Raw genomic sequence first — 26855 nt, 5'->3', positions numbered from 1 at the left:
CTTTTGCTTGTTGTAACGATACAGCTTCGGTATTATGTCATGGAGACTTTAATTACGCTTGTGCTGGAACGCAGCTAATTTTGATCAGGTTCGTAGAACCGGAATCACCAAGAGGTACGCCCGCAGTAATTACAACCAAATCGCCCTCTTTAACGAGGCCAGATTTGCGACCGCCTTCCAGTGCGTTGTCAAACAGACTATCTGTTGTGTCAACGATTGGTCTACCTTGTACTGCATGTACGCCCCAGATCAGAGCCAAACGGCGAACTGTTCTTTCCTGTGTTGTCACAGCAACAATCGGAGCTTCAGGACGGTATTTAGAAATCATACGCGCCGTTGTTCCGCTTTGTGTGGACGTCAGGATCGCTTTGGCATGCAGGTCAAGTGCAGAAATAGAAACAGATTGACTGATTGCTTCTGTAATACTAATTTCTTGAGCCGTTCTTTGTTTCTTGAACAAATCACGGTAGTTCAGAGAGGACTCAGCTTTTTCTGCAATACGTGACATCGTCAATACGGATTCTACCGGATATTTACCCGCTGCTGTTTCGCCGGACAGCATAATTGCGTCTGTTCCGTCAAAAATAGCATTCGCCACGTCACTTGCTTCCGCACGAGTCGGACGCGGGTTACGTTGCATGGAATCCAACATCTGTGTTGCCGTAATAACAGGCTTGCCAGCTACATTACATTTGTTAATCATCAATTTTTGCGCCAGAGGCACTTCTTCAGCAGGAATTTCCACACCGAGGTCACCACGGGCAACCATCAGACCATCCGAAGCTTCCAAAATTTCATCCAGGTTGTCAACACCTTGCTGATTTTCTATTTTGGAAATGATTTGGATATGACTTGCGTTGTGTTTCGCCAGCAATTCACGGATTTCCAGAACGTCACTTGCTTTACGAACAAAAGAAGCCGCGATGAAATCAATGTCCTGCTCAATACCGAAAATGATATCATTAGCATCTTTTTCGGTAATACCAGGCAAAGAAATAGCAACGCCTGGAACGTTAACGCCCTTCTTGCTTTTGATCGTTCCGCCATTAACAATGCGGCATTTGATTTCAGTGCCTGATACTTCAATAACGGTGAGTCCGATCAGACCATCGTCGATCAGAATGGTGGAGCCGGGCTCCACGTCCGAGGGAAGATCTTTGTACGTAATGGAAATACGATCTTGCGTACCGAGAATTTCTTCCGTTGTCAGCGTAATGAACTCGTCCTGAACAAGCTCAATAGGTTCAACTTCGAGCTTTCCTGTCCGGATTTCCGGCCCCTTCGTATCGAGCAAAATAGCAACGTTTTTGTTAAGCTCCTTACAAGCTTGACGGATGTTTTTAATCCGGTTGCCATGCTCCTCGAAATCACCGTGAGAGAAATTCAGGCGGGCTACGTTCATACCAGCCAAAATCAGTTTCTTCACATTTTCCAATGACTCACTGGAAGGACCGATGGTACATACAATCTTAGTTTTGCGCATTTGGGTTTTTCCTCCGTTTTCAAAGGTGCTACTCTTTATATCTTTTTCCAACAATTAAATCTACTACACTTTTTCCTATTTGTATAGGAAGTTCGTCATATTTATTGTTACCCGTTTACAACGTATTACAACATAGGCTCAGATTCCGAAGGCTTCAAGAAGGTGTATTGACCTATTTTTCGGAATTTTTGATACCGATCTTCCCTCAATTCATCGCAGCTCATATTCGTAAGGTCTGCCAAATGACGTTCCAATAGCTCCTTGATTGCGGCAGCAGTTACTTCATAGTTACGATGCGCGCCCCCTTTCGGCTCCGGCACAATATCCTCGATAATTTCCATGCGCAGGAGGTCATTAGCCGTAATCTTCATGGCTTCAGCTGCCTGATCGGCCTTGGAAGCATCTTTCCATAGAATCGAAGCTGCACCGTTTGGAGAAATGGCCGAATAAATGGCATGTTCCAGCATCAGCACACGGTTACCGACTGCAAACGCAAGCGCACCGCCGCTTCCACCCTCGCCGATGACCACACAAATAACAGGCACCGAAAGCTTTGCCATCTCCCGCAAGTTGCGGGCAATCGCTTCCGATTGACCTCTCTCCTCTGCTGTATTACCCGGATAAGCGCCCTTCGTATCAATAAATGTAATAACAGGGCGTTTGAATTTATCAGCCTGCTGCATAAGACGCAAGCCTTTACGAAATCCTTCCGGATGAGCACTACCAAAGAAACGTGCAATGTTATCTTTCGTATCCTTACCACGCTGTTGACCAATGACGGTCACCGGAATACCATTTAGCTTGGCAATTCCGCCCACAACCGCCAGATCGTCTCCAAACAAGCGGTCGCCGTGTAATTCAATAAAGTCCGTAAACACCTGCTCAATCAGATCAAGAGACGTTGGTCTTTGATGATGACGGGCCAAATGCATTTTTTGTGGTGCTGTAATGTTCGAATATATTTCTTCTTCCATCTCGAGATAACGTTCCTCGAGACGGTTGATTTCATCTGTAAAATCAATTTGCTTATCCTGTCCGAATTGCTTGAGTTCTTCGATCTTCTGTCGCATCTCGACCAGGGGCTTTTCATAAGGCAATTCACCAGCCATCTATTCCACCCCTTTCACACTGTGCAGATCAAGCAGTTGCCCGAGGGTATCACGCAGTTCCTTGCGGTGTACAACCATATCCAATTGTCCATGCTGCAAATTAAATTCGGATGTTTGAAAATCATCCGGCAACTTCTGTCTGATTGTCTGTTCAATTACAATACGCCCTGCAAAGCCGAATACAGCTCCTGGCTCCGCGATATTAATATCTCCAAGCGTAGCAAAGCTGGCGGACACTCCACCTGTAGTCGGGTCGGTGATAACAGAAATATACAGCAAGCCCTGCTCATCCAGACGAGCAAGAGCAGCACTTGTTTTGGCCATCTGCATCAAGCTTAAAATACTTTCCTGCATACGTGCCCCGCCGGAAGTTGAGAAAATAATTAGCGGCAGACGCTTGTCTATTGCTTGCTCAATGGCGCGGGTAATTTTCTCTCCTACGACCGAACCCATACTGCCAGTAAAAAAGTCAAAGCTCATCACAGCAACGACAACAGGATGTCCATAAATAAGGCCGTCGCCCGTAACGACAGCCTCTCGCAAGCCAGATTTCAGGGTCTGTTGCTCCAGCTTGCTCGCATATCCCGGAAAGTCCAGCGGGTCAACCGAAATCATATCGGCATCATATTCCGTAAACGTGTCTTCGTCGAGCACCATGCGAATGCGATCCATAGCATTCAAACGCATATGGTATCCGCACACCGGACACACTTTCAAATTTTTCTCTAGTTCTTTGCTGTATTGAATACTTCCACACTTGCCACATTTGGTCATAAGACCTTCGGGAATTTCCCGTTTGGGACGATCCGGCATGTCCGCTTGATCGCCGCTCAGCGCCCGTTCCGAAGGGATGGTCGCGTATTTACGCTTCTTTTGGAATAAATCTTTAAACACAACTACACCTCTCCAGCCGTTTATTTGTCAGCCGTAACCGATACAAGGTCCTCTGCCGTCTATGCGGCACCTTTAAGCATTATGTTCATACACACGTCAACGCCTGTTACTAAAACTTTACCGCCGATCGTGCATCCTTTGTTCCACTCATGCTGCTGTATCACTTCCGCCGTTCCGGACTCAAGGGCGCAAAATCGAATTAAGCACTTCCTGTATTTCTTCGACTTCACCCGAAGGCACAAGTATCTCAAACTGTTGCTTGGACGCGCTGATGGCCCGGGCCTGCACCATAAAACCTTCTTCAGACAGTTTGAGCTTAATCATGTCAGCCAGTCTGGCCGTCGGTGCAATATAAATCACCGTCCACATGCCTTGTTTCTACCCCCTAAGCCTCAAGTTTTGAGCCCATATAATAGACTCATGATAACATACCTTACTTTTTTCCCGCAACAAAAGCCCTCCTGATCATTCAAGTTCGTCGGAGGGCCTAGAAAATCATCAACTCTGTCTACACAGGTCAATTAAGCGTCCAATGATGCAGGATAATGCTTGGCATGGAGGCTCCGATGTGCAATGCGCGAAGAAGCAGCGGCAGCTAATCCGGCGACAAGATCGTCTAAAAACACATGAATACCACTGCCTTTTTGGTTCAGCTGTTCAATAATCCCCGTCTTTTCCTTATCCAGATAACCAAAACTGGTTAAGCCGATCATGCCGTACACACTCGTAATTCCAAGAGCCAGTGTCTCGTCCACTCCGTACAGCGGTTCGTCAGCCTCCATAATGGCTTGCAATGGCTGGGGGAGAAGTCTTTTTTCGGCCAGCTCATCGAGCGCAATACCTGTGAGCAACGTATATTGAACCTCACGCTTTTGTAAAACCGCTTTGACACTGTCTATACATTCTTCCATCGTCAAATGAGGATAATATTTTAGCTGAAGCTGAAAAACAATGTCCGCAATGGACTCGATACGAATGCCTCTGCGATTTAACAAAGTTTCTGCATATTCATAGGACATAATTTCCCTCCCGCTTTCACCGTGCAGTCTATTCTTTCACCGTACGGGACCTTATGGTGCAGGGTACGTGTTGAATCTCCTGTTCCGCCAGTTTTCCAAGTGTATGCGGGAAGGAAGGAAAATGTTCATTAAACCGTTACAATAAGGGCGGTTTGCTGTGTGCCTATCATTTGACTTTCACCGTACCTTCACCCAACATCGACTCCATTTGATCAAAAAGCTGAGGAGAGGGCTTAATGCTGTAAGCATCGCTCAAGGCCAGCAGACGCTGGTTGCTCTCATAAAAAAGTACGGTAGGCATAGCACCGGGATGCTCCTGGAGCAGTGCCTTGAGACTGACCAGCAAGCTGGCGTCCTCCTCTGCCTGGCGGGTGATTTTGACAAACACCCGCTGATGAGTGGTCGGCTCCGAGCTGCGCGGGACTGGCACCTGCTCACCTCGAGCCGCTTCGGCTCCACGCGGTGAAGCAGCCATCACGGGACGGGCCGCCTTCGGTTGAGGCGAAGCAGATGCATTGGCTGCCGAAGGCGGGGGCGACACGCGCGACGCTCTCCCGCCCGGGCCGCCAGCAGGAGAGCCAGCAGCTGGCACGGATGTTCCAGCTATTGCGGACGAGCGCGTACTGGCACGTCGGCGCTGGAGGAGCCGTGCCAGCGAGTCTTCCGCCAGCGGGGCGGTCTCATCCGCAAGGAGCTTGAAGTGCTCGTCTTGCTGCTGCATCTTGGCTCGAAGCGTAAGCAAAGCTCCCTTTTCAATCCACTGCTGGCTTCGCTTCCATACCTCAGGAAACAGCACAACCTCACAGCGCTCAATCTGATCCTCCAGCTCAATGAAGGCCATGGCCTTACCCTGCTTGGTCGTAATCGTTTTGAGTGACACTACCATGCCTGCGGTCACAACAACCGTTTCATCTGGCACATCGCCCAGCTCCATCAAACGATCCGCCTCGCTGCTTTCCAACAGCGACTCAAAATCATCCAACGGGTGCCCGGATAAATACAGTCCCAGTAGTTCACGTTCCAGCTCTAACTGCTGGCTGGCACTGAATTTGGGTACATTGGGATATTCGATATCCCAATTGGGCATTTCCACAAAACCAAACATATCAATTTGCAAGTCATCCCGTTCCTTGCGCCACTTGACGGCTGCATCCACTGTTTCATCCAACATGGCAAGCAATTGTGCCCGATGACCTGTCAATGAATCAAAGGCTCCTGCCTGAATAAGCGATTCAATTACTCTCTTATTACATACCCGCAAATCGACACGTCGACAAAAATCGAGCAGGCTGTCGAAAGGCCGTTCCTTGCGAACAGCGAGAATGCTCTCCATCGCCTGTGTGCCGACATTTTTAATCGCTGCTAGGCCGAAACGGATGCCTCCCTGCTGTAAAGGAGTAAACAACACCCCGCTCTCATTCACATCAGGCGGCAACACTGCGATATCCATACGACGGCATTCGACGACATATTCAGCCACTTTCCGATGACTTCCCATCACGGCTGTCAGCATTGAAGCCATAAATTGCACCGGATAATGGGCCTTTAGATAAGCCGTTTGAAATGCTAGCACACCATAAGCAGCTGCATGAGCACGCGGGAAGCCGTAGTCAGCAAAACGGACAATCATATCGTAAACCCTTCCGGCCTCCTCCTCCGTGTATCCCTGCTTGATACTGCCTTCGACAAAATGCCCGCGCTCCAGATCCAACACTTCGCGCTTTTTCTTGGACACAGCCCGGCGCAACAGATCGGCTTCTCCCAGGGAAAAGCCCGCCATGCGTGAAGCAATCTGCATGATTTGCTCCTGATACACAATAATACCGTACGTATCCTTTAAGATCGGTTCCAGGTCAGGATGCGGATAAGAAATCTCAATCTGACCATGCTTGGCCTGTATAAAGTTAGGAATAAAGCCCATCGGGCCCGGACGATACAAAGCCAGGACAGAAATGATATCCTCGAATACACTCGGCTTCAAATCCTTGAGTACCCGGCGTACACCGGCCGACTCCAGCTGGAATACGCCTCCTGTATCTCCTTTGCCCAGCAAGTCATAGGTATGCGGATCGTTATCGGGAATACGATTAAAATCAGGCGTTTCTCCATGCTCTTCCGCAATCCAGTGTATGCACCGTTCAATAATGGAGAGCGTACGCAGCCCAAGGAAATCCATTTTAAGCAAACCAATGCGCTCTAGATTTTCCATCGAGTACTGCGTCAAAGGAACCCCTTCGCTCCCCTCTTGAAGCGGAACCGCATCGGTCAATGGAGTCCGCGAAATGACAACACCTGCTGCATGTGTCGAAGCATGACGAGGCATTCCTTCAACCTTGATCGCCATATCCAGCAGTTCACGTGTCTTGGGCTTCGTTTCATATAGCGTTTTTAGCTCCGGGGTGATTTCCAGCGCATGACGGATATTAATGCCTAGCTGCGCCGGAATCAGCTTGGCTGCCTTGTCCACCTCGCCATACGGCACGTTCAATGCACGACCGACATCACGGACAGCGGCTCTTGCTGCCAGCGTTCCAAAGGTAATAATTTGCGCTACATGCTCATTTCCGTACTTCTGTACTACATAGTCGATAACCTCGTCACGCCGTTCATCACTAAAATCAATATCTATATCTGGCATACTAATTCGTTCTGGATTCAGAAACCGTTCAAAGAGCAGGTTGTATTTCATCGGATCGACATTCGTGATGTTAAGCACATAGGCAACCAAACTGCCTGCTGAGGAACCCCGCCCCGGTCCCGTTGCAATCTTATGCTTATGTGCAAAGGCAATAAAATCCCATACAATCAGGAAATAATCGCTGAAACCCATACTGTCAATGGTATTCAACTCATAGTTTAGCCGTTGGTTCAGCCTTTCCCGTTCCTCCGGCTGCTCCCATCCGGGATCGCTTCCATAGCGACGCTCCAGCCCTTGCACGCACAGATTGCGTAAATAGGACGAAGAGGTCATTCCTTCCGGCAGCGGGCGATATTCAGGCAAAATGGATTGACCGAATTCCAGCTCTAGTTCGCATTTTTCAGCAATACGCACCGTGTTGGCGATGGCTTCTGCCACATGCGGGAATAAACGAGCCATATCCTCCTGACTTTTCAGATACAACTGACGTGTTGGTATACGCAAGCGTTCCTCATCGTCAACTGTCTTCCCTGTCCCGATACAGATCAGAACGTCTTGCACGTCCGCATCTGGCTCAGTCAAGTAATGCACGTCATTCGTCGCCACCAGTGGAATATTCAGTTCCTTCGCCAGTGCGATCAAGAGAGGATTTACACGTTTTTGCTCCGAAAGACCATGGTCCTGGAGTTCCAGATAAAAATCATCGCCAAAAATGTTACGATACCGTTCCGCTGCTCGTCGTGCTTCGGCTTCCCGACCATGCAGTAAATGCTGCGGCACTTCACCGCCCAAACAAGCGCTCAGGCATATGATGCCTTCATGATGGGCAGCCAAAGCCTCCATGTCGATGCGCGGCTTGTAGTGAAAGCCCTCCAAATGGCCGATGGAGCACAACTTCATCAGATTTTGATAGCCTGTTTTATTTTTGGCGAGCAAAATCAAATGATATATGGGCTGATCCTTCCGGCTGCCACGCTCCTTGCGCGATCCTGCCGTCATATAGGCCTCACACCCGATAATCGGCTTAATGCCGTTCTCTACACACGCTCTATAAAAAGGAATGGCACCGTACATAACCCCGTGGTCTGTAAGGGCCAGCGCCTTCATTCCGTAAGCTGATGCCTGTTTGACCAACTCCGCGGTACGAGCCGCGCCGTCCAGCAGGCTGTACTCGCTATGAACATGCAAATGCACAAATGAACTCATGCGCTTCTCTTCCTTTCACCGCTTGATTTTCTTCAAACTATTTTATCATATCCGCGTTAGTAGCGCCCATAGAATAAAAGTACAGACCTCGGCGGACAAGCGCGGTCCTGATTCGTATACCTAAGGAGGAAAAGAGCATGAGCACTTTTATATCCAAAGCGATTCTCGACTTCTTCATTGCCTTCGGCATCGTGCTCGGGGGAGCCATGCTCGGCGGAATGGGAGCTGTCGTATCGCTTCAGCCGCCAACCCAGACGATGCTGGAGGTTGCCGGAAGAATTAAAATATGGGCGCTTGCCGCCGCTGTGGGGGGAACGATGGACCCGATCCGGGTCATTGAAAGCAATATGTTGGATGGTAATTTGTCACCTGCCATTAAGCAGATATTGTATTTGATTTTCGCCTTTTTAGGCGCTCATATGGGTGCAGAGCTGGTCAAGTGGGTATGCGGCAACGGACGACCGTGAGGTGAAACGACTATGAGAGTCCCCCCTTTTGAGCGCCTGCGCCCTTTTATGCAATTATCCTCTGTCTTTGTACTCGGTATGATTACGGGAGGAATGATCTACAATGCCATCTGGCATGCCAGCTTCAATCAGCTGTGGACGAACAACCAGGATCTTCAATTCCAGCTCCAGCAAGCCGAGGAAGACAACAAAACATTGCGCAAATACAGCAAGCGCCAAACCGTTGTCAAAGAAATCAAGCTGATCGCGGAGGAAGCTTCGGCCGAAAAAATTGATTCTATCAACCTGAAGGAACTTCTTCGCCGTGTCAGTCGTGATCTGGAGGTGCTGCGCGGCAGAGATATGTTCGAAATTGACTCTGACAGCAAGCTGGTACGTATGTTGCTGCACCAAAAAAAATACACCGTTCGTGACAAGGAGTATACGATCCAGGTCAAAACGATGCTTGTAATGGAAGGGGTGCTGCAAATTTGGCTGGAAGCAAAAGAAAGACTGCCTGAAAGCCACTAAGTCGGTCTATTCGACTTCACACCCTGCTCTGATCCATAGGTAGACTAACCATGTTCAATGGATTGAAGTGTCATCACTGCTTTGCATACCAAATGGTTTTCCCGTGAAATTGCAATTTCTAGCTTGCAGGTGCGGCGACTCAGCTCAAGCAGCAACGGACGAAGAACGACAGCATCCTCTATCTGTACGGGTCTAATAAAATAAGTCGTCAAATTGTCCAGCACATAATCCTTGCCGGTCATGTCTCTAGCTGCCCGGTAGCCCGCTTGTGTCATCACGTTGACCAGTACGCCTTCCGAGATCGTACCTAAATTGGTCGCCATCTGCGGAATAATAAAACCGCGAAAAAATAACGATCCGTCCTCATTACGCTCTTCAGCAAACCCGTTCCAGATCAACTGGTCGAACGTCTCGCCAAGTTGTGGCTGCTTTTGGGCGTTACGCAGCGCCTCCAGCACCTCACGCCGTGTAACGGACCCAAGCAGCTTGCGGTTACGGTCCACGACCGGCAAATAATCTACCCCTTCCCACGCCATCATTTGCGCGGCGGAAGCCAGCGAGGTCTGGTAGGTGACCGTTATCGGATTGCGGATCAGACATTTATCCATCGTATGCTCAGGTAGAAGCCCCTCCACATCTTTGCGGCTGACGATACCAATTAAACGATTCCATTCATCCACTATTGCAAAATGATGATGTCCGGTCGTCACCGAAAGTTCTTCAAACTCGGTAAGCGTGCTGTTGATTTTCAAGGTCAACGTTTTCGGTTTGCCTGCCGCAATGTCTTCAATCAGCATAATTTTCTTTTTGATCAAGCGGTCAAATATGGCTCTATTAATCATAGATGCCACTGTAAAAGTATCATGGCGTGAGGAAATAATCGGCAGACTAATCTGATCTGCGAGATGCTTAACCTCTCGGCTCGTACCGAAGCCCCCTGTAATCAGCACACCGGCCCCCTGCTCCAATGCAAGTGAATGCGCATCCTCACGGTTACCAACGATTAGCAAACTACCTGCGTCAATATAACGGGCCATAGCTTCCTCGCGCATCGCTCCGATCACATACTTGTGCAAGGGCTTCTCCAGCCCCTCACTTCCGCCCAGCACATGTCCCTCTACAATATTTACGACATCTGCAAAGGTCAGCTGCTCGGACAAGCCGCGCGGTCGCTTCTCCACTCGTACTGTTCCGATCCGTTCCTTGGTAATGACAATTCCCAGGTTCTCGGCTTCCTTCACGGCCCGATAGGCCGTTCCTTCGCTGACACTCATTTCTTTAGCCAACCTGCGCACAGAAATTTTGGAGCCTATTTTCAACTGCTCGATATGTCGCAATAGCTGCTCATGCTTCGTAACTGTTTCATCTAGCCCGTCCAACTCTGTTACACCCCCAACGTTCAATCTGTATCATTCTGTATCTATTATAGCACAATATCCCTATATTTTAGACCCTTGTTCATTTTGAGTTCTCCGCTTCGCAAATAGCAAAAAAGCGATCCCCTCTTTTACAAGGGACCGCTTCTTTCTATGATTGATTTGTCATCTGGGAGACAAGCCCAGGACAAGCTGAAAAAACTCACTACATGCTGCCTTTGTCAGCTTTTTTATCCCATTTCATCTGCCACTGCTGCATTTTGGCCCGTCGCACACGCTCCAGCGTTTTGCGCTTTTCCTCATCCACACCCAGCAAAAAATGCATGTTTGCTCCGATGACTAGCAGCGCAAAAAGTACCCATACCATTCCAAAGCCGTTGACCCAGTTCAAACCGCCTGCAAGCGAGATGCGTGGTAACGCGACCAAAACCATAGCCAATGCAATGAGTGTGTACAAACCGTGTTTCCATTTTTTGAAAGAACTCAATCGTATCCCTTCCTCTCCCTGTGACTCTATGTATCTAGTCTATGAGAGGACAGGAAGGAATATGAGACAAACTTACAGAGATGAACCGTACAAATGTTGAAGGCTGTCTGCAATAATTTTGTTAACGTCCTCAATAATCACGCTCAGGCGACGTTCAGCGTCGAACAGGCGACGGATGTTGAGGTTCAAGCTAAGTACCTCAAACAGCTTCTCCATCTTTTCCATCTCTTCCTGTGCTGGCATATCGCCGCTCATCATGCGTTGCTGTACTTCCATTTGGCGTTCACGGAAATCGTCGAGCATTTTCTTGGCTTCTGGATCGGTTTCGATCAGCTTCATCGCTGACGTAATTTCCTCTACCTCTTTGCTTTCCTTCAATGCTTTCGCTAAATCATGGGCTTTGTCATAGATGTTCATGATTGTTTATTCCTCCAATACAAGTTTAGTGTCAACATTTCACATTGTCCGTCAATCACCAAGGGATATATGTCCTCATATGATGAATCAGTGCTATTACAGCCCATTCACGTTTCCCGTTACTTTCAAGACATCAAGTTGCTGCCCGGAAGGAGATCCACGATGTCCATCAAAAAAACAACGATTCAAATCATCGGATCGGGCATCTTGCAGGATGACGTACTCATGGTCGGCGAGTCCCTGCTTCGCAAATGGAAAATATCCGCTGGCCACCCCGTTCAGCTCGCCTTCGGTTCGTTCCGCCAAGAGGTTACCGTCATATCGGTGCCCCGCTACAGCGGCCTACGTGTGGGAAGCGTGCTAGCCCGAAAAATGGGGCTTCATGCCAATTGTAATCTGCGAGTAACCTACAGCCGAGGTCGCCGGACACTTCGAGTGGGCCCACTTATTAGCGTGCTGGTCAGTCGGGACTATCCCGAACAGCCCGACAAGCCTTTCGGGTCGATCACCCTGTTCTGCCGTGAACTAGTCGGGGAATGCCGCAGACAAGGAGCATATGTGTATTTTTTCACCCCGGAGCATATCGGAAGTCAGCCCGGGCGAGTTCAGGGATGGGTGTATGACGGAGGCTGGAAAAAGACGGTCATGCCTGCCGGCGATGTCGTCAATAATCGTCTTACCTCCCGTAAACTCGAGAACAGAACTAGCGTACAGCATTTCATGAAAGAAGTAAAATCGCAGTACGGCACGACCATTTTTAACGAAAAGTTTCTGGATAAGAATGAAGTCTTTGATGCGCTTAAATCCAATTCTTCCCTGCGCAAGTATTTACCCGAGTCCCACTTGCTGCAAACCTTTGCTGTTTTCAAAAAAATGTGCAACCAGTATCCCGCTGTTTTTCTCAAGCCAGTGCGCGGAAGCCTAGGTAAAGGCATAATGCGCATTAACAAACAAACGGATGGCACCTTTTCGGTGCTATCCACAACAGCGGGCACACCCCGCAAGCAAATGTATGCCAACGTCGATAAACTGTACAAAAGCTTAGCGGGAAAAATGAAAACAACACGCTTTCAACTCCAACAGGGACTTACCTTGATTGATCATGGTAAGCGTCCGGTCGACTTTCGTGCGCTTGTACAGAAAAATTCGTCCGGAACCTGGACCGTAACATCCATTGTCGCCCGGATCGCCGGAGGCAGCCACTTTGTGTCCAATCTGGCAAGAGGCGGCACGCTGAGTACAGTCAAAGAAGCACTTGCCAAAACCACGCTGCCCGCAACCGTTAAATCGAATGGGCATACCTCTCTCAAAACAGCAGCACTGGATATCGCAAGCGGAGTGGAAAAAGCGATTCCCGCCCATTTCGCAGAATTTGGTATAGATCTGGCAATAGATAGCACGGGGCGCATCTGGTTGCTGGAGGTCAATTCGAAGCCATCGAAGAATGACAACACGCCGTTAAATGATCAGAAAACTCGCCCGTCCGTAAAAAAAATGATTGAATACTGCTGTTATTCAGCCGGCTTCAAATGAATTCATCTCTTCCAGAGTCTGGCTGCCAAAGGAGCTGTTGTCGGTGTCTCTTGTTGTGCCAGGCACGCTGGGCGTGCTTGTTAGCCGGAATCAGGCCGCCACTCCCCCTATTACCGAAGCCGATTTTTGCCGCAGGCTAAGTCTGTTGGGCAGGCGCTCTGGTCTTAGCGTAATGGCGTTTACCGCCGAAGGAGTTTCACCTGAAGATCACTCCATACGAGGTTATGTTTACCGTAACGGAGTATGGACATCCGGCCGCTTTCCGTTGCCGGATATTGTGTATAACCGCTGTCTCCATGTTCACGAGAGCCAGAATGTCAGGCGCACACTGGAAGATATGGCGGAGCAAAAATCGCGCAAGCTCATCTACTGGTCGCGTAACTTACCTGGCAAATGGCAAGTGTATCGAGCTTTGCATGCGGTAGATAAAGTGCGTCCCTTTGTGCCGCCTACGGCGCCATACCGGGACACGATCCAGCTTGTGGAATGGCTACGACGCCATTCGGAGCTGTTTATGAAGCCACAGACCGGAACACATGGCAAGAGCACACTGTATCTCCGGCTGGCAGAAGGAGGCCAGGGACTACTTGTACAGGGTAGAGACTCCCGTAACCGCCCGTTCCGGCGCTTGTTTTCCGAATTGGATGCAGGATTGTCATGGGTCCACGGAATTGCACACAAACGCGCTTATATCGTGCAGCCTTATTTGAAATTAACAAGCCAAAGCAATCATCCCTTTGATGTTCGCGCACTCATGCAAAAGGATGGCAACGGCTATTGGCGCCTGACGGGCTTTGCCGTAAGAGAAGGCAGACAAGGAACTCTGACTTCTAATCTTCACGGTGGGGGCGAAGCCCATCCAGCTGAGCCTTACCTTCGTGAACAATTTGGCGCGGACACCACGCGTCTCATCATCGGGCAGATGATGGCGCTGTCCTTGACCATTACCAGGGCGCTGGAGGAACGTTATGGCCGCCTTGGCGAGTTGGGAATTGATTACGGTATTGACCGGAGCGGGAACATCTGGCTATTGGAGGTTAATTCCCGACCTGGTCGGGCCTCCTTTTTTCAGACCCATCAGCCCGAGTGCGCTTTCCAGTCGGTCAACCGCCCGCTCGAATATGCTCGATATTTAATGACCCATTCCAAAGCGACAGGGCCAAAGGGCGCGGGCGCCTCCCTTGAACATACGGTATAGGAGGATAAACAGATGAGTTTAACGCATTGCAATGTGCATTTCTCACAGCAGCCCGACAAGGTGGCATATATATCCACTTCCTTGTTGAAAAGCCTTAAATTATCCGGAGCCAAGTCCGTACGTCTGCGGCTCGGTAAGGATCAGATTCCCGCTACAGTAAAACCAATTCAGAAGGCGGGACGCCATCTATACTTGACCTCGGGCTTACGTAATGCAATCCGTGTTCCCAAAAGCGGGGCCATCTATTTGCGAAATCTGGATGGGGATATACAGCTAGGGCCGTTGATTGGCGTGCTGTCTGACGGTACCAACTCCACCACTCGCCCTTTCGGATCACGCACAGGCTTTATTAAGCAACTGCTGAAGGAAGGCAGCAAAAAATCTTATATTTTTGCCTTCACCCCTCGGGATATTAACTGGCAAAATGATACGATTAACGGCTATTTTCTGTCTTCCAGCGGGGAATTCACACGTAAACTTGTACCTCTGCCGGACGTAATTTATAATCGTTTGCCGAGCCGACGCTCTGATTTTTCCCCGGCGATCAATCAACTACGCGAACGCTTTTCCCGCAAACGAATTCCCTTCTTTAACTGGAGCTTTTTCAATAAGTCCGATATCTATAATCTGCTGGAAAATAATCCAGATGTTAACCGCTATGTCCCTGAATCATATATGAATCCCAGCTCTGAACGTATCCGAGGTATGTTGGAGCGACATCAATTTGCTTATTACAAGCCAAGTGGAGGCAGCCTCGGTAAAGGAATCTACCGTCTGTCCCATGTTCCCAAGCAAGGCTATTTTGTGAGGTACCGTAAGAAAAATAGCAATGTATTGCTAAAATTCACCTCTTTTAACTCCATGCTCAGGATGCTTCACTCCAATCAGGGACAGATGTTAAAGGGTTACGTCATTCAACAGGGTATCCAGCTGATCGAGATTGACAATTGTCCGATTGATTTCCGGTTTCACATGCATAAAAATGGAAATAATCAGTGGGTCGTCGTCGGCATTGGAGCCAAAAAAGCCGGACGCGGCAGTGTCACGACCCACATCAAAAACGGCGGCTCCCTTATGACACCTGAACAGGCGTTGAACCGGGTATTCGGAGACCGGGCGGGTGAAGTGCTTCAACGTGCCAAAAACGTAGCAGTTACGCTCGCAGAAGCCATTGAACACCATCACCAGCATCTACTGGGTGAAATCGGCTTTGATCTGGGTATTGATCAGGATGAAAAGGTATGGATGTTTGAAGCCAACTCCAAGCCAGGCCGATCCATTTTTCAGCATCCATCGTTGCGTGCGGAGGGTAAAGCATCCGTGGAGCATATTTTGGACCACTGTCTTTACCTCAGTAAATTCCGCAGAAAAGAGGAACTATGAATACCCGGGCGGAGCATAAGCCAGTCGTTGCTGTATTGACAGTGCACGACGAAGAACAATTCTTCAAGGGCAATCAGCGCAATTTCAGGGATATTCTTGAAACGGGAACACGGATGGGCTATCAGGTGTACATTGTTACCGTCAGGGACCTGAAACTGGCAGACGAAACGGTTAAGGGCTACGTTTTCAACAAGAGCTTACAGACGTGGGAGGAACAGAATTTTCCACCTCCACAGGTCATTTATAATCGCATCCCCAATCGTAATTATGAACTTAAAACCTCTGTGCGCACAAAGTTGGATGAAATTTCACATGCCTCAGGCATTGAGCTGTACAATCCAGGCTTTTTTAACAAATGGGAACTGTTCAAGTGGTTGCGTACCTCGGAAACCACTCGTCAGCTTGTTCCGGCAACCAAACGGTTAAGCAACCTGTCTTCCTTAGGAAAAATGCTGTCTGCGTATCCATATCTGTATCTCAAACCGGAAAACGGTAAGGCCGGAAAAGGGATTATGATTCTTAAATTCCGCCCAGAACATCTAATGGCTTACAGACTGACCATTCAGCATGACAAAAAAAGTGTAACCTACAGATCTGTATCGCTATCCCGGCTGTGGGGACGTATCCGCCGGGAAGCGGGCAACTCGCCTTATATCATTCAACAGGGTATCGATCTGGCAACCTATCAGAAAAAACCCTTCGACCTGCGTATCCTGGTACAAAAAAATATCCGCGGCTCCTGGAGTATAACCGGGGTCGGTGCCAGACTGGCAGGTAAAGGGAGCATTACCACACATGTCCCGCGTGGCGGGAGTGTAGAGGACCCGTTCAAGCTACTGTCCTCATTGTTTGGGCCTGAGGACAGCACGGATCTACTGAACAAAGTTAAAAGTACGGCCATACAGATTGCACGTCAAATTGAACGCGCATCCGGTCTTTCTCATGGCGAAATGTCCATGGATTTGGGCGTGGATACGCTCGGAACCCTCTGGTTTTTTGAGGCCAATGCCAAACCGATGAAATTTGACGAGCCGGAAATCCGCCAAAAGTCGCTTAGACGCATATTCCAGTACAGCTCCTTTTTGGCCGGACGAATGAAATCATGATCAAGGAAGTGGAATCATGCCGCAAATTAGCGATGTTCAACATTTGCCTGCCCGGAGCTGGCTGCTGAGACGACGACAGTTACTGTTTCTGGCCCGCAGCTCAGGGGGCATGCGCATTACTCGTAATGCTCTGCGGCAGTTGGCTGTTTTGACGCCGGAGCAATTGAACACCCCTGGTTCCTCCCTCCTGTGCGCATATGTGCGCACGGAGAAGGGGCTGCGGATTGCGGGATTTTCCCTCGCTCTGAATTACGGGAAGGATGCTTGCATCGTAATTGTTCGTCCGCTTTACCGGGGCCGCAGACTGGGCGCTAGACTGCTGTCCGCCCAGCTCAAACAGCTGCGCCGTCTGACGTGCAGCGTAGCCGCCGACAATATGGCCAGTCTCAAAACCTGTTTCCGTGCTGGACTGGTTGCGCATGAAATGACGACTGGACCGACAGGGAAACCCACGCTGATATTTCACGGGGAGTTATCCCAAGATAAGCAGACGGCAGAGGAAGGTGGAATGCTGTGCCAAAACCTGTCCTAGGCATCATGACCTTGTATTTAAATAACAAGAAGCAATTGGAGGAACGTGATATATATGAGCGCATGATTGCAGAAGGGAAAAGACTGGGACTGGATATGTATGTATTCACTCCAGCAGATGTCCATAAGGATCGCAGGCTGCTCCTTGCCCAAATCTATGATCCACACAGCGGAAAATGGAGCCGAAAGTGGCGAGAGTTCCCAGATATGATTTTCGACCGTTGCCGAGTACAGCGCAGTGAACGATATCGTCAGTTGAAGCAGTTTCGATCGCAGTATACAGATCTTGTATATTTAAACCGACCGCTGAGTAACAAGTGGGTCATTCATCAGCAGCTTGCGAGAAGGTCTGCCTTTCGCCCCCATTTGCCTGCAACAGAGCTGTTCAATGGATTTCATAGTGTAAAACGGATGCTCAAACAGAATTCACTAGTGTACCTCAAGCCGATTAACGGTACGGGAGGACGCGGCATTTTACGTATTGAGCCTGTTAACAAGCAAGGGGGCCTGTATCTGATTGAAGGCCGCAATCGCAAACGCCATATTATTCCCCAGCAGCGGGTACGTCTAGACCGTCTGGAGCCGCGTCTGAGCAGCTGGAACATGGATAACTACATTGTTCAGGAAGGCATTCCTGTGCAGTTGCCGAATGGCAGGGTCCATGATTACCGTATGCTGGTGCAGAAAAATAGCCAAGGAGTATGGGAGCTAACCGGATGCGCCGGGCGAATCGGGGCACATCGGAGTGTCACTTCCAACCTGCATGGTGGAGGCAAGGCGGTACCGATGAACCAATTGCTGACGCAATGGATTCGTGATGAGGGCCGTAGAGAGAAAATCATCAAGCAGGGGGAAAAACTCGGACTGGACATCGCTGCGTATCTGGAAGAAAGCTACGGGGCATTGTGCGAGCTTGCGCTCGATTTGGCAATTAATAAGGACGGTCATATATACGTGCTGGAAGTCAACCCGAAACCAGCCCGCGAGGTATTTTCACGTATTGGAGAAAAAGATACCTATCGCCGTTCCATCGCCAAGCCCATGGAATATGCCTTGTGGGTCTACCACACACAAATTAATCCAAAGCCTCAGACGGACTACAAAGCAGAAGATAAAACAGAAGATAAAGCAGAGAGTAAGACTGAGAATAAGACAAAGGAAGGCTCCGCGTAAAGTGGCTGCCTTCCTTTCTTTTTCGTCTGCCCGACAGTTTATTTATATGGTACGTCAAGCCTATTTATAACCATTAACCTGTGTTTCACAGTTACTCGGCGTTTTTATAAAGTCTAAGCAGTTGCGTAAAGTCCGTAATAATTGCATCAGACCCCTTCAACTCATCGTTCACGCCAAATCCAGCATAAGCACAACCGATCACCGTCTGTCCGTTCTTTTTGCCTGCTTCCACATCTGAGGAGCGATCTCCTACCATCCATACATTCGAAATATCGTGCTTGCTCAACAGAATTTCCAGCAAATTCACTTTGGAAAGCGTGCTGTACTCCCCAGCGCTGTACAGTCCTTCAAAAATGGGAACCATTTCATACGCAGCAGCGATCCCTTTTACATAATCCTCCAGCCCGTTGCTGGCTACGAACAATCGGACACCTTGCTCATGAAGGGACTGAAGTGTTTCTTTTACATGTGGATACAGGGCATGACTTCCGCTCTTCAATCCCTCCAGCTCCAGCTGAAGCAGCAGCTCGTCCGCTCTTCTGTGGGCCGCTTCGCTGGCTTCCGGCATCACTCTTCTCCAGATTTCATCCAGCAACATACCCAAACTATTCAAAATAAGCTCCTCGGGAGGAGTCTCTCCTTCATAAAGCCCTTCGGCGCGCAGCGTATCAAACAGCTTGTGGTACGCAGGAAGCAATAGCGTCTCCGTCTGAAAAAGTGTACCGTCCATATCAAATACCATAGCCTCAGGTTTCTTCAACACAGGTGCATTGTTCATGTAGTTATCAGTCATTCCTTTCCTATGTAGGTTTACAACTCTAACCCCTCTCATGATAAGCAATAAGAGAGGTCCGTGTAAACCTCATTGCGCATACCGCTAACTCTTATATTTTTTTAAAACAGCCCTAAAACAATGCAGACCGCCCCACATATCCGTGTGTAGAGCCCCCCGTGGAAGCTTGAGATCCACACCATTCCAATACGAAAACCCCGCCTGCTCTATCCATTGCTCCATCGCTGATAAGTCCACTGTAGGATAATCAAACGTAAGCAGAAGCATTCCGTCATCCCGTAAAGTTCGGTGAAATTCACGTAAGGCTGCCAAAGATTCATCAGGCGTTAAATGCTCCAGTACCGAGATACATACAATTTTGTCAAAACTGGCATCTTCATAGGGTAGAGCCGTCAGATTGGCATGTGCGGAGTGGAGACGAACTGGTAAAATCTCCTGAATGCGCTCGGCAGCCTCCTCTCCGATATCCCGCCGCACCTCGGCCAAAATGGCATCCACGGAAACGATCCGTATATCCAGATCGCAGGCATAGACCTCAGCGCAACGGCGGGCCAACTCAAATTTGAATGGATGAGGGATTCCACATGCTGCGTCCAGTACTGTATCTTGCCCAGACATAAATTGGAGACACCACTCATACTCATAGGGGCGACTCCACCAGCTTTGGGGGAGTCTGTAAATCATGTTGGAGGAGTTGGGGTCAGAATATACAAAAAAGCGAGACAGATACGGATCAGACATGTTCATGGATACTGCCTCCTTTTGGGGATGACTAAATTACCTTTGCGACACAGCACAGTTCATGACCCCGTTTCTCGCCTTGAAGTTTGGCCAACAATCCCATTTGCTCCGTAAGGGTAAGCTCACCGTATAAAGGATGGGCTTGCAGCAAGGCATCTAAACCAGAGGGAAGCTGGCGGGTGAACAAAGCCACCGGGCGCAAGCCGGACTTTGCCAGTAAGAGCGCAAGCGTATGCTCAGAATAATGATACAAATGATCTTCCTCCGTAAATAAAGGCGAGTAAACGCCATAAGCCTCATTAGTGAACGAATTTTTGTTGGGCACCGTAATATAGATCGTCCCGTCAGGTTGAAGCTGTTCGCGTAAATCTGTCAAAAATGCAACTGGGTCCGCAATATGCTCCAGCACATGCCAGCATGCTACGGCCTCGTATTTGTGATCCAGTGGTAAATCAGTATCTTCTTCGGCTTCTTGTTTTTCATTCAATTCCTGTATTTCATGTGCTTCTTGGGTTTGAGTTTCTACTTCGGCTTCATCGCCCCAGTAACCCGGCAATAAATCCACGTCATATTTGTATTTGGCGTAAGCACGCGAGTCTATGGAAGGTTCAATGCCCACTGCATCCCAGCCGGCTTGAAGGGCAGCATGGATAAATTCTCCGGTACCTGATCCAATCTCAAGCAATTTCCCTTTACCGGTACTGAACATATCCAGCAGCATGAGTCCAAAAAGGGCATGATCTCCATAAGTTGATGCTGCTGCACTATCCCGCATAGCAACCCATTTGGCATTATAAATCTCTGCAATCATATCTTCGGGCTGTATATGATCCACATCATTACGAAAAACCAATCCGCAGGAACCGCATCCCATCAAGGTAAAGCGTTCATAGCTATGAAATACTGCCGTGTCAGATGAGCCACACAGTTTGCATTTACTATAAAGTAAGTCCTTGGTTTCACTTTTTATTTGCAGATCGGAATTATCAATAACCTGGACACTCGAAATCTCGGCAACATCCATGTCGTTTACCTGGTGGGCTGCTTCATATTCTGGTGCAGTTTCTTCTTCTACATTTATGTTGTCCTGATCCACCCAGAGCGTGAGTCGGGGGTTCGGGTCCAAAATAGATTTATATTGCTCTTTCCAGCCATAACGAGCACTTGGATCAAGCAACTGGTAACGCTGAAATTTGGCCATGCGAATAGCAGGTGTATACCATCCCCAATGCTGGATGCGGTAGTTGCTAATTTCACTGGGAAGGTCAAGCACATTTTCGGGAAATCTCCCACAGTGCAAGGACTGCTCCTTCCATTTATAAGAGAACCCTTCCTTATATCGAATCAAAAAAGGACGGTAATACCGATGAGCCTGCCAATAATCATCATCGCGGTAATGAGTGGAAGACCACATATCAAACAACCTGAAACAAATCGTATCGGCTTTCGTTCCCGCTAACAACGAATGTACCCCTTGAGCAAAACGGGATTCAAACATTTCGTCAGCGTCCATGTTTAATATCCATTCGGGAGAGGAAGCCGACGTCTCTCTCCACTGCTGCTTACGCAGCTCTAATTCATTGGTAAAAGAAGCTGTTTCATTGCGTATTAAACGCAGTGGGATTCCCTTTAGGATCTCACGGCACAACTCTCCGCTATCATCCTGACTGCCATCATCAATAATGACCGCTTCATCAATATATTCCCGATGACTCCGCAGCACGTCAATGAGCTTGCGATCTGCCTCATTGTATACCGTCATAGTCAGCGTCAATTTGGGTTTGCTGACAGGCGGCGTATGAAGTTCACTTTGTCGTGGACCAGAGAATGTTTGTGGTACAGCAAAAGAATCTGCAGTGTACTTGGCAAAGACAGCTGACTCACGGAGATCATACGGTATAACAGGAGGTTCAGGGAACTTAGAGGGACTTGATGATGCAGAACGATTGAAGGCAGGAGAGTTAGTAGAAGTATCGGAGTGATCCAGATATGCTAAATGTTCTGAAGGGTCCGTATGAACAGCACTCGTTGTAAAATACTTTAGGGCGAATAGTAGCTGCTCTGCTTTCATTCGGTCCGCTTCCCGGTACAGATGCATCGCCGGATAGTGTGTATCCACAAAAAGTGGAAATCCATATGCAGCTGCCCGAATACAAAAATGTCGATCTTCTCCCCAATAGGAAATGTTTTTGATTTTACCAAAGTGAATCCCTGCTTCCAGTGCACGTCTGCGGATTAGGGTGCAAGCGCCTAGACCACCCACCTCGTACAAACCAGGAACATGCAATTGGTGTATGAAATGCAACTCGCGTTGCGCTCTCTCCTCTGCCGACAACACTTCGCCTTCTTCACGATGGAACAAATTATATTCATCACTAACCCACACCTGAGGCAATAGAGGCCCCTCCGGCTGCCAGCGTGTCCAGAAAATCTCAGATACAATATCCTTCTCCGCCTCCACCAGCTTACATAAGGTACGGGAATGGAGAATTAGGTCAGAATCGACCAAAAACAGCGCGTCATAATTATGCTGAAGTGCATAATCAATAAGACGATTTTTAAAGCCAGCCACTTTCCAGACGAGGGCAGGCGGCCAATAATGAGTGTGCTCATCACTTCGATTCTCTACTTGCTGTGAGCCTTTCAACAAGGGTAAAACCCTGCCCGGCAGCCGATTGGAAAAATCGGCAAGCCATTGGCTTGAAGTCAGATTGTCATTATCATCGACAAATAAATAATCCGGCAGCACGTCAGGTGCCTCCAGTCGCTCCAAAGCTTGAAGAAATAAAGACAATATTTCCGGCTTCTGGTGCACCGGGCTACCGATTAGTATACGCATGATTCAACGCCTCCATCAGGTAGAAGCCTCATAAACCGTTCTCCCTCCATGTCCTAAGACATACCATAATTGCGCCCAAGCGCGATATGGGAGTGAACGTAGTATGAATGGACTTACACCTGGAAATATCAATGAAAACGACATCAATACAAAAATACAATCTTACCCTCCAGCTAACTGCCTTTTTTCTGTTACTGGTTTTCTAACTACATTTAGCCATCAAATTTATTTCCCGGTCGCACTTGATAATATCGAATTTTGCACAATCTCCTCCTCTTCATATCAGACTTTGATTTTCTAATTTATTAGAGCAAGATTGAATTTATGATCATCGCACATCCTCTAAACGATCCATAGGAATTACTACATAATGAGCAAGCTATCCTAATAAAATGGAGATTATACCAAGTTTTTTGGGGGGACAAAGAGCATGGTAACTGTCAGCTTATGTATGATTGTCAAAAATGAAGAAGAAGCCCTTCATACCTGTCTGAAATCAGTCCATGACCTAGTTGATGAAATCATTATCGTTGATACTGGTTCTACCGACAGAACCCAAGAGGTCGCTGCATCGTTCAATGCTCGGGTATACAATTTTGAATGGTGCGATGATTTCTCCGCAGCCCGCAATTATGCGTTTGATCAGGCAACACAGGAATATCAATTTTGGCTGGATGCTGATGACATCCTAGAGGAGCAAGATCGACTGGCATTTCTCGACTGGAAAAAACAAGCCACCGTCTCGTATGACAGCATTACGATGGATTATGTACTATCTGTAGATGAACAGGGGCAGCCGCTGCATAAGCTTAAAAGAAACCGAATGGTGCGGCGTGATCGTAGATTCAGATGGATCGGTTTTGTGCACGAATTCCTGAATGTGACTGGCAGCACCTTTCACAGCAATATGGCAGTGACTCATAAAAAGACACGTGCCTACACTGACCGTAATTTACATATTTATCTCCAGCACCGGGAGAAAGGCACTGCATTTTCTGAGCGAGATCACTACTACTTCGCTAATGAACTATATGATAACGGACGCATACTAGAAGCCATCCAGCAGTACGAACACTATCTGGGGCTCGATCAAGGATGGATTGAGGATCGGATTGCTGCTTGCTTTAAGCTAGCAGATTGCTACGCTCACCAGGGTCAAAAACAGGAGCAGCGTATGGCACTGCTTCGCACACTCAACCTCGATGTACCACGCGCCCAGTTCTGCTGTGCCTTTGGCAATTTGTTCATTGAAGATGAGCAGTATACTCAAGCCATTTACTGGTTTCGTCAGGCGACGCTGATCGAGCCCCCACAAGATGTGATGGCCTTAACCAATTCGTCGTACTATACCTGGTTTCCACACTTGCAATTATGCATGTGTTACGACCGAATCGGCGACATTGAAAAGGCAAAATCGCATCATCGCATAGCTCAGTTGCACCATCCTACTCATCCAAGTGTTTTATATAACGAGCAATATTTTGCACAGCTAGAGCAACAGAAATAAGGAAGACGAACACTGGCTAAAGACAGGGACTTGCCAGTTCCCGTTCGGGATTTCTCACTCTAGAATTAACACCCATGCTAGGCATACTTAAAAAAGTCGATTCCTCCTATAGGGAATCGACTTTCTTGTTTTAAAATTTCGTGGTATAAAATAGTAGAAAGTCGCTCCTCTTTCAATCATTCAGGTGCTTTTCGAACCACGTGAGCGAATCCCTTAGGGCTTTTTCCGGATTCATAACATACCTTCTATCCAATAATTCCAGACCTAGATATCCCTTATAATCTATATTGTTAAGCTCCTTTAACACTTCCGCCATTGCTAATTGGCCTTCTCCGGGAACCAGATGTCCTCCAGGATTACCATCCACAAAATGTACATGCATTAAATTATTTCCCAGTTCCCTTATAAAATCATGAATGGTATCCTTTCCTGTAGTTTCCATCACATCTGTATCCGCTAAACCTTTTAAATAAGGACTCCCAACTTCTTTTATCATCTTGGAAATGTGCTCGACTCTATTAAACACCTGTGTAGTAAAAGAGGTAAAAGCCTCCATAGGAAGGTAAATCCCCTCTTTTTCTGCTGTTTTACAGATTTCGCCTAAAGATTCTCTGCACCATTTCCACATTTCTGTCTCATCAACATCCAAGTATGCGATGCCTGTGGTCACCAACACTTTGTCACATTCCAGCAAAGATGCAGCTTCGATATGCCGGCAAAAAAACTCAACACTCCTCTTTCTATACTCTGGATCAGGATGACTGATGCTTACCGGGTAGACATACTGCTCAGGGGTAAAGCAGATCGTCTTTAACCCTCTTTCTTTTACTTTTTTATTTAATTTTTTTATATCCTGATACGTCAAATAGTCTAAATGGAGATGTGGACCTGAAGCCCACAATTCAATATTATGGAATCCTAGCCTTGCAACAGATTCTAAAAAATACTCCAAAGAATATCTTTTATAATGATAGTTTGCAGCCGCAACTTGTGATATCTGTACCATAATAATTAGATACCTCCTTTTTACACGACGCTCTATATTAAAACGCTTCCAATTAAAGTAGCTAATATTACAGATAAAATAATATTAATCATTCCAGGTATCATAAAACTGTGGTTCAATACATATTTACCAATTTTAGTCGTACCCGCTGTATCAAAAGATATGGCAGCAAGGCACTGAGCAGATACTGGTAAAAAGAAGTTCGCATTTACAGCCATCCACGCTCCAATTATGATGTAGGTAGGCAGATCAAGGGCAATAGCAATAGGTATCATAATTAATGTCGTGACACCTTGACTCGTAGTTAAAGCAGCAACGATAAACATGATAACGGCAAGCATCCACGGATGGCTATTTACAATCGTAGCAACATGATCTTGGATAAAAGCGGTTTGTCCGTTTATAAAGGTACTGCTCATCCAGGCTAACCCAAAGGCACAGACCATAGCCAGCGCCCCTGCCCTGAATATGGGTCCGTTAAGAATTGTTTCAATCGTCGGGCGGCATACGATAATAATCATAGTAGCGCAAACTAGCATAATCATTTCAATGGTATGCGGCATTGATAGACTAGTAACCTCTCCATTTAGCTCCCAGGATGGACGCAGTTGAGTAAACATGCCCATAATAACAATGGCTAAAACTCCCATCAAAAAGATAACAACAGCGGCTTTCGCTCCTTTTGAAGTTTCTTTTTTCTCAGCCTTCTTTTCTGATTTTTCAATTAAGCCTTCTGCCAATCTATGCAAATATTCCGAATCTTCAGACAATTCTTTCCCTTTACGCAACGTGCACACCGCACTTGTAATGACACCTAAGAGTGTAGCAGGTATGGAAATGACCAATATGGTCCCCAAACTTACTCCAAGGGGTGACATAAATCCAATCATAGCAGCAGTGGCCGCTGAAACCGGTGAGCAAGTTATTGCCTGCTGGGAAGCGATGATACTATTTGAAATGGGTCTTTCCGGTCTGATATCATTATCAATGGCAAGCTTATTGATAATAGGCAATAAACTATATACGACATGCCCGGTTCCTGATAAGAAGGTAAATAACCAGGATATGATTGGAGCTATTATTGTAATATTCTTAGGTGACTTACTAAGCATTTTCTCTGCAATCTGGACGAGTAAGTTAAGTCCACCTGAAGACTGCAGCGCAGAGGCAGCCAATACAACCGCTAAAATGATCAGCATTACATCAATGGGAGGGGCCGCTGGTTGGACATGAAAGATAAATACAAAAATCGCTACGCCCACTCCACCGAGCAAGCCCATAAAAACATCGCCAACTCTAGCACCGAAGAAAATGAGTAAAAAGATGATCAATAGCTCAAACCAAAACATAAGAATTCTCCCTTTTTTTGATTTTACGAACTTTACCGATCTTTCATTATCTACAAGGGCGTAGCCGCCCTTCACTGAATACGCTTACAA

Annotated in this window: 23 protein-coding genes; 9 read left to right on the top strand and 14 right to left on the bottom strand. The window is 47.7% G+C overall.

The genetic code is table 11. The annotated features are described in order from the left end of the window. Positions 1-52: 52 nt before the first annotated feature. The 6 genes from pyk to ACWGXJ_RS08565 form a co-directional block, all read right to left on the bottom strand. Positions 53-1483 carry a pyruvate kinase gene (gene pyk / locus ACWGXJ_RS08590; protein WP_029516614.1) on the bottom strand — a complete coding sequence of 477 codons (1431 nt, stop codon included), beginning with the start codon at positions 1481-1483 and terminating at the stop codon, positions 53-55. 125 nt (positions 1484-1608) lie between these two features. Next, positions 1609-2592 (bottom strand): acetyl-CoA carboxylase carboxyltransferase subunit alpha, encoded by a 984-nt coding sequence (locus tag ACWGXJ_RS08585; RefSeq protein WP_061828687.1) that lies wholly within the window; start codon positions 2590-2592, stop codon positions 1609-1611. Next, positions 2593-3486: an acetyl-CoA carboxylase, carboxyltransferase subunit beta gene (gene accD / locus ACWGXJ_RS08580; RefSeq protein WP_013309586.1), complete on the bottom strand. Its 894-nt coding sequence runs from the start codon at positions 3484-3486 to the stop codon at positions 2593-2595. Between the two features lie 180 nt (positions 3487-3666). Continuing rightward, complete coding sequence (locus ACWGXJ_RS08575) at positions 3667-3855, bottom strand: hypothetical protein (RefSeq protein WP_013309585.1); 189 nt, start codon at positions 3853-3855, stop codon at positions 3667-3669. Between the two features lie 152 nt (positions 3856-4007). Beyond that, positions 4008-4505 (bottom strand): phosphatidylglycerophosphatase A family protein, encoded by a 498-nt coding sequence (locus tag ACWGXJ_RS08570; RefSeq protein ID WP_250267955.1) that lies wholly within the window; start codon positions 4503-4505, stop codon positions 4008-4010. Between the two features lie 166 nt (positions 4506-4671). Then, positions 4672-8349 (bottom strand): DNA polymerase III subunit alpha, encoded by a 3678-nt coding sequence (locus ACWGXJ_RS08565; protein WP_250267954.1) that lies wholly within the window; start codon positions 8347-8349, stop codon positions 4672-4674. Between the two features lie 137 nt (positions 8350-8486). Between ACWGXJ_RS08565 and ACWGXJ_RS08560 the strand changes: the two genes are divergently transcribed. Further along, entirely contained in the window at positions 8487-8816 is a 330-nt protein-coding gene (locus ACWGXJ_RS08560; RefSeq protein ID WP_013309582.1) for a YtrH family sporulation protein, read from the top strand. Between the two features lie 12 nt (positions 8817-8828). Further along, a complete protein-coding gene (locus ACWGXJ_RS08555; protein ID WP_061831708.1) occupies positions 8829-9326 on the top strand; it encodes a hypothetical protein in 498 nt (165 codons plus the stop codon). Positions 9327-9370: 44 nt separating this feature from the next. Here the strand turns inward: ACWGXJ_RS08555 and ACWGXJ_RS08550 are convergent, their stop codons facing one another. From ACWGXJ_RS08550 to ACWGXJ_RS08540, 3 genes are all read right to left on the bottom strand, one after another. Next, a complete protein-coding gene (locus ACWGXJ_RS08550) occupies positions 9371-10705 on the bottom strand; it encodes a DRTGG domain-containing protein (protein ID WP_254349536.1) in 1335 nt (444 codons plus the stop codon). 202 nt (positions 10706-10907) lie between these two features. After that, positions 10908-11189, bottom strand: coding sequence for a hypothetical protein (locus ACWGXJ_RS08545; RefSeq protein ID WP_322171990.1), 282 nt, complete (start codon positions 11187-11189; stop codon positions 10908-10910). 72 nt (positions 11190-11261) lie between these two features. Continuing rightward, complete coding sequence (locus ACWGXJ_RS08540) at positions 11262-11606, bottom strand: YlbF family regulator (protein WP_025685398.1); 345 nt, start codon at positions 11604-11606, stop codon at positions 11262-11264. Between the two features lie 162 nt (positions 11607-11768). Here ACWGXJ_RS08540 and ACWGXJ_RS08535 point away from each other — a divergent pair, with 162 nt between their 5' ends. The 6 genes from ACWGXJ_RS08535 to ACWGXJ_RS08510 are packed head-to-tail and all read left to right on the top strand — an operon-like array spanning position 11769 to position 18530. Then, complete coding sequence (locus ACWGXJ_RS08535; RefSeq protein WP_165175993.1) at positions 11769-13139, top strand: YheC/YheD family endospore coat-associated protein; 1371 nt, start codon at positions 11769-11771, stop codon at positions 13137-13139. 43 nt (positions 13140-13182) lie between these two features. Further along, positions 13183-14337: a YheC/YheD family endospore coat-associated protein gene (locus ACWGXJ_RS08530; protein ID WP_061831704.1), complete on the top strand. Its 1155-nt coding sequence runs from the start codon at positions 13183-13185 to the stop codon at positions 14335-14337. A gap of 12 nt (positions 14338-14349) precedes the next feature. Then, complete coding sequence (locus ACWGXJ_RS08525) at positions 14350-15720, top strand: YheC/YheD family endospore coat-associated protein (RefSeq protein ID WP_061831703.1); 1371 nt, start codon at positions 14350-14352, stop codon at positions 15718-15720. Continuing rightward, positions 15717-16826: a YheC/YheD family endospore coat-associated protein gene (locus ACWGXJ_RS08520; RefSeq protein WP_165175997.1), complete on the top strand. Its 1110-nt coding sequence runs from the start codon at positions 15717-15719 to the stop codon at positions 16824-16826. The genes ACWGXJ_RS08525 and ACWGXJ_RS08520 overlap by 4 nt, the downstream gene beginning before the upstream one ends. 16 nt (positions 16827-16842) lie before the next feature. After that, positions 16843-17358: a GNAT family protein gene (locus ACWGXJ_RS08515; protein ID WP_061831701.1), complete on the top strand. Its 516-nt coding sequence runs from the start codon at positions 16843-16845 to the stop codon at positions 17356-17358. Then, positions 17340-18530, top strand: a complete 1191-nt coding sequence (locus ACWGXJ_RS08510; protein WP_250261858.1) for a YheC/YheD family endospore coat-associated protein — start codon at positions 17340-17342, stop codon at positions 18528-18530. Before ACWGXJ_RS08515 ends, ACWGXJ_RS08510 begins: the two co-directional genes overlap by 19 nt. 91 nt (positions 18531-18621) lie before the next feature. Here the strand turns inward: ACWGXJ_RS08510 and ACWGXJ_RS08505 are convergent, their stop codons facing one another. The 3 genes from ACWGXJ_RS08505 to ACWGXJ_RS08495 form a co-directional block, all read right to left on the bottom strand. Beyond that, entirely contained in the window at positions 18622-19323 is a 702-nt protein-coding gene (locus ACWGXJ_RS08505) for an HAD hydrolase-like protein (protein WP_322159191.1), read from the bottom strand. An 84-nt stretch (positions 19324-19407) separates the two neighbouring features. Further along, on the bottom strand, positions 19408-20070 hold the full coding sequence (locus ACWGXJ_RS08500; protein ID WP_452566567.1) for a class I SAM-dependent methyltransferase: 663 nt from the start codon (positions 20068-20070) through the stop codon (positions 19408-19410). Positions 20071-20095: 25 nt separating this feature from the next. Next, positions 20096-22903 (bottom strand): methyltransferase domain-containing protein, encoded by a 2808-nt coding sequence (locus tag ACWGXJ_RS08495; RefSeq protein WP_452566566.1) that lies wholly within the window; start codon positions 22901-22903, stop codon positions 20096-20098. Between the two features lie 430 nt (positions 22904-23333). Between ACWGXJ_RS08495 and ACWGXJ_RS08490 the strand changes: the two genes are divergently transcribed. Continuing rightward, positions 23334-24410: a glycosyltransferase gene (locus ACWGXJ_RS08490; RefSeq protein ID WP_452566565.1), complete on the top strand. Its 1077-nt coding sequence runs from the start codon at positions 23334-23336 to the stop codon at positions 24408-24410. A 172-nt stretch (positions 24411-24582) separates the two neighbouring features. Here ACWGXJ_RS08490 and ACWGXJ_RS08485 read toward each other — a convergent pair whose 3' ends face one another. After that, entirely contained in the window at positions 24583-25416 is an 834-nt protein-coding gene (locus ACWGXJ_RS08485) for a sugar phosphate isomerase/epimerase family protein (protein WP_452566564.1), read from the bottom strand. A gap of 32 nt (positions 25417-25448) precedes the next feature. Then, positions 25449-26765: an anaerobic C4-dicarboxylate transporter family protein gene (locus ACWGXJ_RS08480; protein WP_250261862.1), complete on the bottom strand. Its 1317-nt coding sequence runs from the start codon at positions 26763-26765 to the stop codon at positions 25449-25451. Between the last annotated feature and the right edge of the window lie 90 nt (positions 26766-26855).

It is taken from the genome of Paenibacillus sp. S33 (genome assembly GCF_053615415.1).
Note: the sequence above shows the minus strand (reverse complement) of the source record. Positions and strands in the feature narration are given on the sequence as shown.